Raw genomic sequence first — 13,776 nt, forward strand, 5'->3', positions numbered from 1 at the left:
CCTTTCGTTTTTGCGGGATCCGGCCGGCTCCTCGCTCTTGGAATACGCTTAATTTACTGTTGCAGTTCCCAAAATTCAAATGCGTTTGATCGAAGGCGGGAGCGTTGTGTCTCAATCCGAATCTTCGGGGCCGTCTTTACGAGGCTACTTTACCCAGCCGATTCCCCACACTGAGCCTTCGCTGAAAAACATGAGGCACGAACGGGCCTGCAGAAAAATGCCTCTAGCTTCTGGCCCCGGCCTTCAGCAAGAGTTTTTCGACCCTTTGGCTGTCCTCCAAACGACGCTTCGTCTCCCTCTGCCACTCGCGGTCATTCTCCTTGCCTTCACGGAGGGCGGCCTGCAAATACCGTTGACGGGCGCGGATCAGGGAAAGCGGGGTATCGCCAACCGCGTTTTTGGCGTTGGGGTCGGCACCGACCTGCAGCAAAGCTTGGATGCCCTCGTAAGGCATGTACCCCTCCCTCAGCGCCATGAGGAGAGGCGTGAATCCGCTCCTGCCTCCTCTATTGGGGTCGGCCCCCGCAGCCACAAGTTCCCTGACGAGGCCGATGTCTCTCCGGACCGTCTCCTTCGTCGGCTCGTTGCTGTCGTCATCGTCCCCGGCAGACCGTCCGAGAACGGCCAGAATCGGGGTCGTCCTCCGGATGGGATCCCTGGCGTTCGGGTCGACCCCGGCACGGAGCAGGCGCCGAACCTTGCCGAGATCACCGGCATAACAGGCTCTGATCAATGCCTGCTCCTGCTTGGAAAGAGGTTTTCCCTGCATCTCCTCGAGGCCCTTAGCCCCAGCCTTCAGCAGCAGTTCCTTGACCTCGGCACTTGCGCGGGAGACCTCCATCATGCCAAATTCTTTATAGGCACTCTCGCCGATGACGGCATAGTACAGCGGCGTATCGCCCAGGGGATCGAAAACGTTGACGTCGGCCCCCGCCTCGATGAGCAGACGGACGACCTCCGGATCGACCGCCTTTCCGGCACCATCCCGGACGTAGAAGAGCGCCGCTATCAGGGGCGTGTGCCCTTCCTTATCCCTGAAATTAGCATCGGCCCCCGCCTCGATGAGCGCTCGGACCTTGGCGGCGGAGGGGACGGAGAAGCTATGCCGCGAGGTACTGCACGCGAGGAACAGAGCCGAATGCCCGGACGAACCCAACCCGTCCACCCTGGCGCCGGACTCGAGAAGAAACGCCACAACCCGATCATCCGGGTTCTCCAGGGAGCGTATCAGCGCAGTATCCCCGTTCGGCTGCTTCCCATTGGGGTTCGCGCCCGAACGAACCGCAGCCTGGACCTTCGCCAGATCTCCCTGAGCGCAAAGCTCAAAAAAATCCCCCTGCGCCGCCTGGGACATTCTGACCGCACACGCCGCCATCAGAAAAGAAAACGCGGCAAAACCGATCAAACGACGAGAAAACTCTCCCATGAACGATCCTCCTCTCCGAACGTCAGCCAACTTTCGGCATGAACACGAAAACCCTAATCCTCCCCGGAAGACTCCTCCCAAGTCCCCTCCAGAGCTCGCCGCATCTGCCCCCAGGAGGTTCGAAGCGCTTGCGCCTTCTCATCGGAAAGCCCCTTACCCCGTCTTGGACGAATCAGGCGCTCCAAATACTCCTCTTCGCAAAAATCCAAAATCAGCGCAAAAATCCCATCGTCATAGCTCTCCCTTCTACCACTCCTCCGGTAAAGGGGGTCCAGCCTGGCAGCCCAAGTCTCATTCTGCTTCATGCGACGAAACAGGCGGCTGACGTTCGACTGATCCCTTCCCATGACAATCGCAATTTCATTCTGCCCCCAGTAGAATTTATTGGCCAACCTCCTCCTCTCCATTTTTAAACGGGCAAAGTGTGGAATGGGGATCCGCTCGTCCAGAAAAGCTTCGATCCTTTCCAGGACACTTGCCTCCGTATCCTTCAAGCCCAATTCCATCTGAACGCAATACTGATGCGCAAAAAGCCTCATCCTCTTCTGTACGGCCCTACGCTGTAGAACAAAATTGCGGCACGCCAGGAAAAGCCGCCGACGGCGCTCCCCGTTCAGCCAGTGAGGGACCTCGATCCTCTCGCATACTTCCGGCGAGGTGCTTGAATACGAGTTGGCCTTCGGCATCGATGGTCTTCTCTCCTCTTCGCTCATTCCCCGACCTCCTCAATCAAACGCACGCCTCAGACTCACTACATTGATAATTTATACTGAAACGATGTGTAACTCAAATGCGTTTGATCGCTTTTCTACATTATTCACATTGGACCAAAGGCGAAATATATCAGCGCCCCTCCCACAAATTCGGAGGGGCGCTGATACGTTCTTGTACAGCATCTTTCGAAATCTTGAGTGTGCACTTCGATTCTTAAGGAATCCGTTTACATATAAAATCAGGGCAAGGCATTGAGGCTCTGTCATGAGCCGTCACTTACGTTGCTAAAAACTCAGTCCCCCTCATCTTCCATCGGGGGATGGGTCATTCCGGTTTCCTCATCCTTTTGCGTCGAAAAGCCCTTCGCATAGCGTTCCTTCAGGTCACCGACGGCATCCAATCCCCTGCGAACGGTTGAGGCCGTTGCCGACGCGGCTTGGGAAAAGGCGTTTTTCAACGGCTCCTTGTGCTGAGCTGCAAATTCTCCGACGCTTGTCATTCCCTTTTTAAACATGGACTTCAACAGTTCACCGTCGGCGGTCTGAAAATCGTGGATGACGCCAAGATTCTCGGCACTGAAATAAGGGGCCTCCCTGAAGCCGAGGTTGGAGGCATATAGGACGTGCGGAATCTGTGAGCGGAGTGCATTGTAGTTTTTGCAGGCTGCGTTGTACCGCTCGCGTCTCGTCTGGATATCGCCCTCGAGGTCGCGCAGTTCGTTCATCAGCTGCCGGTAAGTGGTGTTCGCTTTCAGATCAGGAAAGCGTTCTGCACAGGCATTGATGGAGATAAGAGCTTCATTGGTTGCCGCAACGTTCTCGTTCAAACTTCCTGAGACGGTGATGTGCGTAAGCTTCTCGTGCTCTCCATAGGATCGGGCGATATCCATCAGACGGTTCGCCAGATCCGCCCGTTTCTGTACGGACGCCATAATGTTGGCGTTGCACTGTTTGACCTCCTGTGCCATACGGGACAACGAATTGTACCCCAAGACAAAGAATATGATCACTCCAACAACAATCACCAGCAACAGCATTCCGAACATACGGATCACCCTCTTCAAAAATCTGACCATACAAATATTCAACGCAAACAAGAAGGCCCCTCTACGCCAAGAATTCTTGAACCAGCAACTGTCGGCTCCTCCAATATCGGATCTTGTCCACTCAAGAGAAATCAGTCTAAAACTTACCCCACCTCCGCCTCATCGTCAAGGCCGCCCCCAGGGCCGCGCAACCCCACCCCAGCCCCGCATCGCATCCGCTGCCGCCCTCCCCTTCGATCGGGACGGAGGGAGGCGTCGGCTCCGGATTCCATGGGAGATTGGGGTTCGGGCCCGGAAGGGGGAAGGGATCGGCCGGAGGTTCGACGTCGGGCGTACCCGGAACGCCGGGATCCGGAGTATCCGGAGCATCGGGGTTCCCGGGCCCCGCGGGATCGATGCCCGCAGCTTTCGCCAAAGAGGGAGTGCCGTACTTGGACAGAGGCTCTCCGTTGCTCTTCATGGCTGGAGCGGCCTTGGTGGAACGAGTCATCTTTTCGATGATCGCCGCGGCTCCGAGCCCGGGATCCTTTGCGGACAAAGCCGCGACCATTCCGGCGATGTGAGGAGAGGACATGGACGTTCCTTTGCCGAAAAGAACCAGCTCATCGAAACCGCCGCGGGACGTACCGGAGCCGTACCCGACAATCCCCTTCCCCGGCGCCTGGAAATGGACGAACTCTCCGCTGTAGTTCGAGAAATCGGAGGCGGAGCCGTCCTTATTGACGCTCCCTACGGTAATGAGCCCCTTCAAGCCGATGTAGCTTCCGGGGTAGACGTACTCGCCCGCATCCCAACCGTCGCCACCCCTCTCGACCGGTTTGCCGACGGGCAAATTCTCGTTCCCAGCCGACGTGACGAAGACGAACCTGTCCTGCTTATCCATGGCCTCAAGGGCAAAATATACGGGATCGTAGCCTCCGCCCGCCATTCGCCCCGCAGCGATCTCCTCGGGCGTGTTGGGGAAAAAATATCCCAAGGACATATTGATGGCACGAACGCCCTCGAACTGGTGTCCCGCGATGTCGTTCAGAGCATCCACAATAAAATTGGTACTTCCCTTCTTGTTGACGCCCATAACCTTCATGGCCGCTACCCTCGCCCCCGGCGTCACTCCGGTGACATCCAATTTTCCGTCGGCGACGGCCACACTGGAAACGAACGTTCCGTGTCCGTTGTAGTCCTGCCACTCGGGCATTCCAGCATCCCCGGGCTCATCGAGATAAGCGCGGCTGAGGGAGTAGTCGATCAGATGCCCGAGAGGCCCCTGGGAATCGATCCCCGTGTCGAGCACGTAAACGACCTGTCCGCTCACGTCGACATCGGCAAGAGGAGCATCGATCATTTCCGTATTGAAGTTGTTGGCCCTCTTGGCGGCAATCTCCGCCCCCGTCCCGTAGATGGGCCGGTCGAAGGCCACGCCGCCGACATTCGCGTCCTTGGCCAACGCCTCGGCAAACGCCTTCTCGTCGCCCACGGGCCGCATCAGGGCGAGGACCTCGCCGTCCAGAACCAAATTCTCGTACACCTTGACGACCATGCCCCCGGCGCCCGCCGCCGTCATGGTCGCGGCCATCGTGCGGGCCGACTCCGCGCCGGCCGTGCTCACCGTTCCGGGCACGACCTTCGGAGCCTTCATACGGACGATGACGTCCCCGAACGCCGCGGATACGAACAGCACCGACAAGAGGAAACCCAAGCCCAACAAACGTTTCATGAAAAATCCTCCTCCTCGCACCAGCAGAATAAAATGTGCCGCCATGGAAGCAAAACCCATCAACAGCCCTCGACGCGAACCGCTCCGTGTCTCCCCCGGCGGCCCCCCACCCTCAGCGGGAGCTCAACCGTTTCAGCACCCTTTTCAGCGCCGGGACGTCCTTGGCGTAGTCCAGCGGCGTCTGGCCGAACTGGTCCTTGATCCGTGGGTCGGCCCCCGCGTCCAGCAGGACCTCGACCATCGCGGGGGACTGCGACCGAAGCGCCGCGCAGCTCAGGGCCGTCATGCCCATGTCGTTCTGGGCGTCCACCCTGGCCCCGGCCCGGATCAGCTCCGTCACGATCTCCAGATTGGAGGACGCGGAGGCGGCCAGCATCAAAGCCGTCATCGACATCGCAAAATCGCCCTTCAGCTTCAGCGCCTTCAGCGACTCGACCTTGGAGAGGTCTATCGGCATGCGCACGGCGGCATTGGGGTTGGCGCCGGCCTTCAGCAGGGCACGGACAACCGAGGGCTCGCCGTTCTTGATGATCGCCCCGATGAGGATGGAGACGGGAGATATCTCCTCCGTTATGCCGACGCTGGCGTTGGGGTCGGCTCCCGCCTCCAGCAAGAGCGTCACATGGCGGGGGTCCCGCTGCATCACAGCCGCGAGAAACAGCGCCGTAATTCCCTTGTTCGCCACGGCATTGACGTCCGCACCGCGCTTCAGCAGCAGGGAGAGGACCTGGGGGGACGAGTTCCTGCCGGCGGCCACCATCAGCGCGGTCATCCCGTTGGACGCCCTCGAGTTGGGGTCCGCGCCGCCATCCAGAGCCCGCTCCACGTCCGCCGCGGAGCCCCTCTGGCAGACGTTCAGAAACGTCGTGTCCGCCCGCGCAGGCCCGACGCAGGACAGAAGCAACAGCGCCAGAACCCACAGGCCATTCCTCAATCCCGTCCGCATGAAACCTTGCCGCCGCTTCGCCGCTCCCAACGACCTCATTTCCGCATCCCTCCCGACAGATTTGTACTCCAAAAGGGGCGTCGCATCCCCCTCTTATCGCCTGCTATTTTAGGAGCGGCATAAAATTTTTCAAATGCGTCTGATCGGATTCTTTCGCCGGCTCCCCCCGCATGCGCCCGCCCGCTTGTAAAAATGCGCGGCCCGGTATATTCTGAATTGCACGCGGGAAACACGCCAACCCCGAATCGAGGAGGCCTGGAGATGTCGGACATTCACCCCTTCCCCACACCGGAACAGAGACGGGCGATGGAGAAACGGTGCCGCTGGCTGCAGAAGTCCCGAAAAATTCTGGAGCGCCGCCTGGCGTTTTACGTCCGCACCTACAACCAGGTGGAGTTCGACGACCCCTTGGGACGCCGCGAGGCGATGGGCGAGCTGCTGAACGACGATCCCAGCCTCCGCATCCCCGCCCTCTCCGGGCTCGTCTTTCATGGAACGACCCCCCTGTGGAACCAGTTCGACATCGCCGTCGTCATGGACCGCAACCAGTCGAACATCTCGCGGACCCTGAAGGAGATCAAGGACGGGGACAAGTATCCGGAGGACTGGAAGCGGCGCCTGGCGGAATGCACCCACGAGGCGGACGGCAAGACGGCCGGCTACGACGAGCGCGTCTTTGCCCTGCTCCTGGACTGCCAGGAGGAGGACTACCTCCAGCGCCTCCTCTCGCCCCGCCGGGGCTCCGGCCCCCGCACGCCCGAGGAGGCGGCGCGGATCCGCCGTTACTGGGAGGAGGAGAAGAGGAGGGCCGAAGCGGATATCGACCTCTTGGGCCTTACGGATCGGGATGTCTGGGAGCTGCATCCGAACACCGAGGACCGGACCGATACGGAGCTCCCCAGCCTGAAGGACGCCTTCATGGAACTGCTGCGCGGAATGGCGCGCTGGAAGGGCGCCTGGGCCATCGCCACGCTCTTCTCGATATACACGGAGCTGTCCACCTTCTTTCACAACCTCTACGCCTGGTTTCCCCTGATCTCCCTGGCCGTCGTCGTCCTTTGCATCCTGTTGCTGCGGCGCCGGGCCTCGGGCACGTCCCTCTGGCGCTCCGTCGGCTCCACCGCGCTCCTGATCCTGAGCATATGGACCGTCTGTTTCGTCGGGCGCGGATTCTCCGTGGAGAACCCCAGCCTCCTGACCCGGCTCCCCCTGATGGAAAAACTTCAGGAGGGGATCGCCAAACTGGAGGGCATCGAGGCACGGCGCAGCGCTCAGACCAAGGCTCTGCTGGAGGAAGCCCTGAACGTGACCGACGCCTTTTTGCTGGAGCGGCGCGGGAACGACACGCCCGTATCGGACACGGAATACCAGCAGATGCTCCGGCGCACCGAGGTCCGGGAGGTCCCCGAGCCCCTTTGGTCCCTCCGCTGCGCGCTGCGCGTCAACGAGGCCCGAATCTATCTCGATTGGGCGGTCGACGATTATCGGTCGGGCCTGACGAAGCTCCGGACGGCGGAGCGGCTGCTGCTGCAAAGCCGGGCCGAACTGGAGGCGCCCGACCGGCGGAGCCCCGAAGGAGACGAGCTCAGAGGCCGGATCGCCTCCGTATTCGCAAGCGTTCTCTTTGCCGGCCTGGAACGCGGCCTGTGGGAGGGGCGCGCGGACGAGGCCATCCGTGCCGCCGAGGAAGCGGCTGCGCTTTTTAGGGACCGGAGGCCGTTGGAGGCGATAGCGGCGCTGGAGACGCGTTCGCACCTTTACTGTTTCCGCGCGGGACTGGCCATCGACCCGGACTCCGGGGACCTGAGGCGCGCCGAGGCCGCAGCTGAAGAGGGGCTCGTCCTTTCCTCCCGGAACGAAAACTTTCTGCATCCCGCGCTCTCCCTGGCGCTGGGGCTCGCCATGGCCGCCGGAGACCGGAACGAGGAGGCCGTCCGAGCCTTCCGGGACGGCATACGGCACACGGACATGCAGTTTCAACCCAACCTGTACGTCGCGCTCTCCGCGGCGCTGGCGGAATCCTGCGCCGCGATGCACCTGGAGAGGGAGGACCCCGACTCGCGCATGGAGGCCGAGGAGGCCCTGTCGGCAGCGATCGGCGTCCTCAATCGCCACGCCCACATGACCTCCGACGCCTTCCTTCAGTTCGCCCTGGCACGGGCATCGACGGCCGTGGGGCTGGCGACGGGCTCCCGACAGGAGCTCGACAGGGCACTGGACGCCGTAGACCGGGTCCTGGAGATCTGGACGTTCACCCCCTACACCTCCAACCACATACAGGCGACCTACACCAAAGCCCTGATCCTGACGAGCTCCGCACTCATTCCTCAAAAGCACGAGGATTTCGGCAAGCTGGAGAAGGAGGGAAGCGAAATGGATTCTCCGCTTGGAGACCTCGTCCGCAATGCGGCGCGCGAGGCACGCCGGCGGCGTACACTCATGGATCGTGCAACCGGCATGAAAGCCCTGCAGAAGGCCGTGGAAATCCTGGAGAAGATAGCCTATTACGACCGCACCAATCCGACCCTGTCGCAGAAGTGCGCCGCGGATCTGTTCAACGCGTACATGGTCCTGGCGGAATCTCACGCCATCGCGGGCGCCATGAGGACGCTGCACGGCGAGCCGGGGGGCGGGGACCATTACGCCGCCTCCGCAAAGGCCATCGGACGCGCTCGAGAAGTGGCCGGGGGACAAGGTGCGGATAGGATATTGCGCGCGGAGAAATTCCTTAGAGAGTCCCGGCTGAAGGCCGGAGTGGCGGAAATGCTGATGTCCCTGACGGGAAAAAGTTCGGAGGACCTCATCGGGGACCGGTAGGTCTGCTCGTCCCCGCGTCCGGCGGAATTTCCCGCCGAATTGCCGCTTTCTGCCCCGGGATGTGCCGTCGTACTTGTCAAACTCTTTTTTGCATGGTAGAATTTCTGCCACAATCGAATACCGTTTATCAAGAGCATGGGGAGAGAGTCAGCTCGATGATCCTGCGCCAACCTGTCCGATATCGGTCAAGGTGGTCCCGCTGACAGCGATAAGTGGAGAGTCGCCGCTTTATGCGATATGCCGCCTTGTTCGCAGGGCGGCTTTTTTATTTTCAGTAGGACGGAGGAACGTCATGAAGGATTTTTTCAATCTGCCGACGCCCAGCTATACGTTCGAGATCTTTCCCCCCAAGGGGTCGGACAATCTTGCGGGCACTTACGCCACGGTGGACGCCCTGGCCAGCCTCAGCCCGGACCTGATCAGCGTCACCTACGGCGCGGGCGGGACCAGCCGAGACAACACGCTCTGCATCGCATCCGGCATCCAGAACCGGTACGACATCTGGGGCCTGGCTCATCTGACCTGCGTCGGCAGTACGAAGGAGAACATCGGCCAGATCCTCGACGAGCTTCGGGACAACGGCGTCCGCAACGTCCTGGCCCTGAGGGGCGACCTGAAGGAGCCCTCCGACCTCGGAGAGTTCCGCCACGCCTCCGACCTGATCACCTTCATAAAGGAGCGCGAGGGATTCCATGTATTCGCCGCCTGCTACCCCGAAAAGCACCTCGAGGCCCCCAGCCCCGAGGAGGACCTGTTCCGTCTCAAGGAAAAATCGGACCTCGGCGTGGACGCCCTGATATCCCAGCTGTTCTTCGACAACGACGTCTTCTGCCGCTTCCGGGACAGGGCCCGCGCCGCCGGCGTGACGGCTCCCATGATCGCGGGCATCATGCCGATCACATCCGCCACGCAGATCGACAAGATGATCACGATGTGCGGCGCCACGGTGCCCGAGCGCGTCCGCCGCTTCGTCGGGGCCTACGGGCACAACAGCCGCGCCCTCAAGGAGGCGGGCATCGCCTACGCGACCGAGCAGATCATCGACCTCCTGGCCCGCGGCGTCGACGGAATCCACCTCTACACCATGAACCAGGCGGACGTCGTCCGCCATATCGACGAGAACATCAGGGGCATCCTCTACTCCACTCGGGTGAAAAGGAACTGACCTCGGCGATGCAGGCTGGCGCATCCATGGTCAACGACGCCCTGCGGTTCATGGGCGTCCCCCCGGAGGGCCGAGGCGGGGAACTGGCCGAAAAGGTCCTGCAGGCCTTCGAGGCACTGGAACGCTTCATTACGCCGCGTACCGTCTGGGGCCGTTTTTCGGTCAGCACGGAGGAGCGGGAAATCCTGCTGGCCGGCGACATCCGCATCGGGAGCGCCGATCTCGCCCGGCTCATGGCGCATTCCCGCGAGTGCTGGGCCGTGGCCGTGACTCTGGGGCCCGAGACGGACCGACGGATCCTCCTGGCCCAAAAGAGGGACATGCTGGAGGGCATGGCGTTGGACGCCTGCGCCTCGGTTCGTGCCGACGCCCTTTGCGACGAGACCGAGAGGAAAATCCTCCAGGAGCTCCGGGAGGGGGAGTTCCCGACGATGCGCTTCAGCCCCGGCTACGGCGACGCGCCCCTGTCCGCATCGAAGGAGATCATCAATCTCCTGGACGCGACGCGGCGCATCGGCCTGGCCATGACGCGCTCGTACATGATGACACCGGTGAAGTCCATCACCGCGCTGATCGGAATTTCGGATCGGAGGGAGGACCGCGGCCGCAGCTGCGACCAATGCACGCTCGGCGCGGCCTGCCCCTATCGAAAAAGGGGAGAACGCTGTGGGACATAAAAAAGACCGAAAGACGCTCGGACAGGACATCCTGTTCTTCGACGGGGGAATGGGGACGATGCTTCAGGCTCGCGGCCTCCGGCTCCGCGAGCTGCCCGAGACCCTGAACATCACCCATCCGGACCTGATCGGGGCCATCCACAGGGAATACCTGGCGGCCGGGGCCGACTTCGTCACGACCAACACGTTCGGAGCCAACCGCTACAAGCTGGAGCGGTCCGGAAATTCGGTCGCGGAGGTGGTATCCGCGGCCGTGGGCATCGCCCGCTCCGCGGCGGACGAGTTCGGCGCCCGCGTGGCCCTGGACATCGGGCCTTCCGGCAAGGTTCTGGCTCCCCTGGGGGACGCCGCGTTCGAGGACGTCTACGAAACCGTGGCCGAACAGGTCCGGGCCGGCGCCTCGGGATGCGACGTCGTTCTGTTGGAGACCTTCACCGATCTCTACGAGCTCAAGGCATCGCTTCTGGCGGTGAAGGAGAACTGTTCCCTCCCCGTGTTCGCGACCATGAGCTTCGAGGAGGGGGGGCGCACCTTCTTCGGGACGGGCATCGACTCCATGGTGCTTACGCTCGAGGGGCTGGGCGTCTCGGCCCTGGGGGTCAACTGCTCGCTTGGGCCCGTTCAGCTGGAGCCCATCGTTCGGGCGATCTGCGCACGCGCGCACATCCCCGTGATGGTTCAGCCCAACGCGGGCCTGCCGGTGATGCGGGACGGAGTCTCCTCCTACGACGTGACGCCCGCCCAGTTCGCGGACGTGATGGCCCGCTTCGCCGATCTGGGCGTCGCCATCCTGGGCGGCTGCTGTGGCACAAATCCGGATTACATCGCCCGGACGGTACAGGCCGTGAAACGGAGAACCTCCTTTGTGGTTCCCCGCACGGTCGCCAACGTGACAGCCATCTGCACACCGGCGAAGGCCGTGGTCTTCGATGACGACTTCACGATCATCGGAGAACGGCTGAATCCCACGGGGAAAAAGTCTCTCCAGGCCGCTCTGCGCGCCGGGGACATGGACTATGTCCTGAAGGAGGCGCTGAAGCAGTACGACCAGGGAGCCCACGTCCTGGACGTCAACGTGGGGCTGCCGGACGTCGACGAACCCGCCCTGCTGACTCGGGCCGTCACGGAGATACAGGGCATCATCGACCTTCCCCTGCAGCTCGACTCCGCCAGTGCCGGGGCTCTGGAGGCCGCGGCGCGCGTCTACAACGGCAAGCCTTTGATCAACTCGGTAAACGGCAAGGAGTCCAGCCTCCGAACCGTTCTGCCGGTCGTCAAAAAATACGGGGCCTGCGTCCTCGGGCTGACGCTCGACGACTCCGGCATTCCGGAGTCCGCCGAGGCGCGTCTTGCCGTGGCGCGCCGCATCGTAGACGAGGCGGAACGGCTGGGCATTCCCCGACACGACATCCTGATCGACTGCCTGACCCTGACGGCCTCGGCGCAACAGGATCTGGTCCGGGAGACCCTGAAGGCCGTGCGGATGGTCAAGGAGGAGCTGGGCGTACGGACCGTTCTGGGGCTCAGCAACGTGTCGTTCGGCCTACCCAGGCGCCCCCTGGTGAACCGAACCATGTTCGCGGCCGCCTTGATGCAGGGGCTGGACGCGGCCATCATCAACCCCGGCGATGCCGGCATGCGGGAAACGCTGGCCGCGTGGCGGCTTCTCATCGGGACGGACCGGAACGCGCAGGACTATATCGCCTACTGCGAGGAACATCCGGAGTCCGAGTCCATCTCCTCGGCGCAAAGCACCGCGCCCAAGGGTCCGGACTCGGTGGACAAGGGCGATCTTGCCTCCGCCATAGCCCGGGGACTGAAGGACGAGGCGGCGGAACGAACGCGGGAGCTCCTGGGAACCATCCCTCCCCTCGAGGTCATCGAGCGGCACATCGTCCCCGCCCTCGACGCCGTGGGACGGGACTACGAGGCCAAGCGCCTCTTCCTCCCGCAGCTGATCAAGTCCGCCGAGGCGGCGAAGGCAGCCTTCGAGCGTCTGCGGGAAAGGCTGGCCGCAGGATCCAGCGATGGGGCGGCACCCGGGGAACCGATTGCCCTGGCCACGGTCTATGGCGACGTCCACGACATCGGCAAGAACATCGTCAAGGTCATCCTGGAGAACTACAACTTCCGGGTCTTCGACCTCGGCAAGGACGTCCCTCCGGAGCGGGTCGTCGCCGAGGTGAAGCGGAACGGCATCCGGATCGTCGGCCTGAGCGCCCTGATGACGACTACCGTTGCCAGCATGAAGGACACCATAGAAAAACTGCGCCGGGAGTGTCCTGAGGTGAAGGTGATCGTGGGCGGCGCCGTCCTGACCCCCGATTTGGCCAAGTACGTGGATGCGGACCACTACGCCCGCGATGCCATGGAGGCCGTGCGGATCGCCACGCAGATCTCCGCCACAACCACAGCTTGACAAGCCGAGTGTTCAAAAATGACAGATCGGAACAAAATGCCTTTGCGCCAAGTTTACCTCCAAAGAAAAAATGGGGTGTATTTTGCGGATACCGGAATCACGAAAGATCTCTGGAAAATGTTGTTGAAAGATCCGGCCATTTTTACCCCCAGGTCCCTGGACATGATCGAAAAATGGTACGGCTCACCCAATTGCGAGGCAACGTTCCAGGACGTTCAGGAACGCTATCCCGAGCAGTACGGCAACAAAAGACGATCCTGCTTTAACGGGATTATCGTAGGCCTGGGCAAACGCATAGGCAAAAGACTAAAAATAGAGGTCGTCAACAACATCTACTTGAACGGCAAAAACGCTTATTTCGTCATCATCGTTGATGGATGGTACGAGAAGGCAAAGGGCGGAGCGTTCGTCTGGAAGCTGAAGGACGAACTGGTCGAGGCACTCGACGAACTGAACTGTTTTCAGGATAGTCCTATCGGCGAGCCGCTGGAAACCATAGTGCCAACATCCGGTATAGAGGGTGCAAAAAAGCAGTATTACGTGACTCGTTACGAACGGAGCTCCAAGAACAGAAGAGCTGCGATTAGGCTTCATGGTACGACCTGCCAGATATGTGGATTCAATTTTGAAAACGCCTACGGGGTTTTGGGAAAGGATTTTATAGAGGTGCATCACGTCCATCCGCTGTCTTCACGAGATGAGGTCATTGAAATCGATCCCGGAAAAGACTTGATTTGCCTTTGCTCCAATTGTCACTCCATGATCCATCGCAATCCTTCTACAGTGCTTTCCCCTCAGGAACTTAAAGGAATCTTAGAGCAGTCGCAAGGCTAAAGCCGAAGAAAATAATCAG

10 protein-coding genes are annotated in these 13,776 nt (G+C 61.3%); 5 read left to right on the plus strand and 5 right to left on the minus strand.

Annotated features, from left to right (window positions below):
- Positions 1-223: 223 nt before the first annotated feature.
- The 5 genes from EII26_RS01180 to EII26_RS01200 form a co-directional block, all read right to left on the minus strand.
- Positions 224-1,426: an ankyrin repeat domain-containing protein gene (locus tag EII26_RS01180; protein ID WP_124887306.1), complete on the minus strand. Its 1,203-nt coding sequence runs from the start codon at positions 1,424-1,426 to the stop codon at positions 224-226.
- A gap of 53 nt (positions 1,427-1,479) precedes the next feature.
- Positions 1,480-2,139 carry a hypothetical protein gene (locus EII26_RS01185; RefSeq protein ID WP_124887307.1) on the minus strand — a complete coding sequence of 220 codons (660 nt, stop codon included), beginning with the start codon at positions 2,137-2,139 and terminating at the stop codon, positions 1,480-1,482.
- A gap of 293 nt (positions 2,140-2,432) precedes the next feature.
- Positions 2,433-3,176: a LemA family protein gene (locus tag EII26_RS01190; protein WP_158612080.1), complete on the minus strand. Its 744-nt coding sequence runs from the start codon at positions 3,174-3,176 to the stop codon at positions 2,433-2,435.
- A gap of 145 nt (positions 3,177-3,321) precedes the next feature.
- Positions 3,322-4,899, minus strand: coding sequence for a S8 family peptidase (locus EII26_RS01195; protein WP_158612081.1), 1,578 nt, complete (start codon positions 4,897-4,899; stop codon positions 3,322-3,324).
- A gap of 112 nt (positions 4,900-5,011) precedes the next feature.
- The gene (locus tag EII26_RS01200; RefSeq protein WP_124887310.1) at positions 5,012-5,884 is read right to left on the minus strand and encodes an ankyrin repeat domain-containing protein; all 873 of its coding nucleotides are present in this window, start codon (positions 5,882-5,884) and stop codon (positions 5,012-5,014) included.
- 222 nt (positions 5,885-6,106) lie between these two features.
- Between EII26_RS01200 and EII26_RS01205 the strand changes: the two genes are divergently transcribed.
- The 5 genes from EII26_RS01205 (at position 6,107) to EII26_RS01225 (ending at position 13,757) form a co-directional block, all read left to right on the plus strand.
- Positions 6,107-8,662: a hypothetical protein gene (locus EII26_RS01205; RefSeq protein ID WP_124887311.1), complete on the plus strand. Its 2,556-nt coding sequence runs from the start codon at positions 6,107-6,109 to the stop codon at positions 8,660-8,662.
- A 292-nt stretch (positions 8,663-8,954) separates the two neighbouring features.
- A complete protein-coding gene (gene metF, locus EII26_RS01210; protein ID WP_124887312.1) occupies positions 8,955-9,827 on the plus strand; it encodes a methylenetetrahydrofolate reductase [NAD(P)H] in 873 nt (290 codons plus the stop codon).
- Positions 9,828-9,835: 8 nt separating this feature from the next.
- Positions 9,836-10,504, plus strand: a complete 669-nt coding sequence (locus tag EII26_RS01215; RefSeq protein WP_124887313.1) for a vitamin B12 dependent-methionine synthase activation domain-containing protein — start codon at positions 9,836-9,838, stop codon at positions 10,502-10,504.
- Positions 10,494-12,923: a homocysteine S-methyltransferase family protein gene (locus EII26_RS01220; protein ID WP_233572529.1), complete on the plus strand. Its 2,430-nt coding sequence runs from the start codon at positions 10,494-10,496 to the stop codon at positions 12,921-12,923. Before EII26_RS01215 ends, EII26_RS01220 begins: the two co-directional genes overlap by 11 nt.
- Before the next feature lie 42 nt (positions 12,924-12,965).
- Positions 12,966-13,757, plus strand: coding sequence for an HNH endonuclease (locus EII26_RS01225; RefSeq protein ID WP_158612082.1), 792 nt, complete (start codon positions 12,966-12,968; stop codon positions 13,755-13,757).
- Positions 13,758-13,776: the final 19 nt, after the last annotated feature.

The sequence above is a fragment of the Fretibacterium sp. OH1220_COT-178 genome (assembly GCF_003860125.1).
Lineage (GTDB): Bacteria > Synergistota > Synergistia > Synergistales > Aminobacteriaceae > CAJPSE01.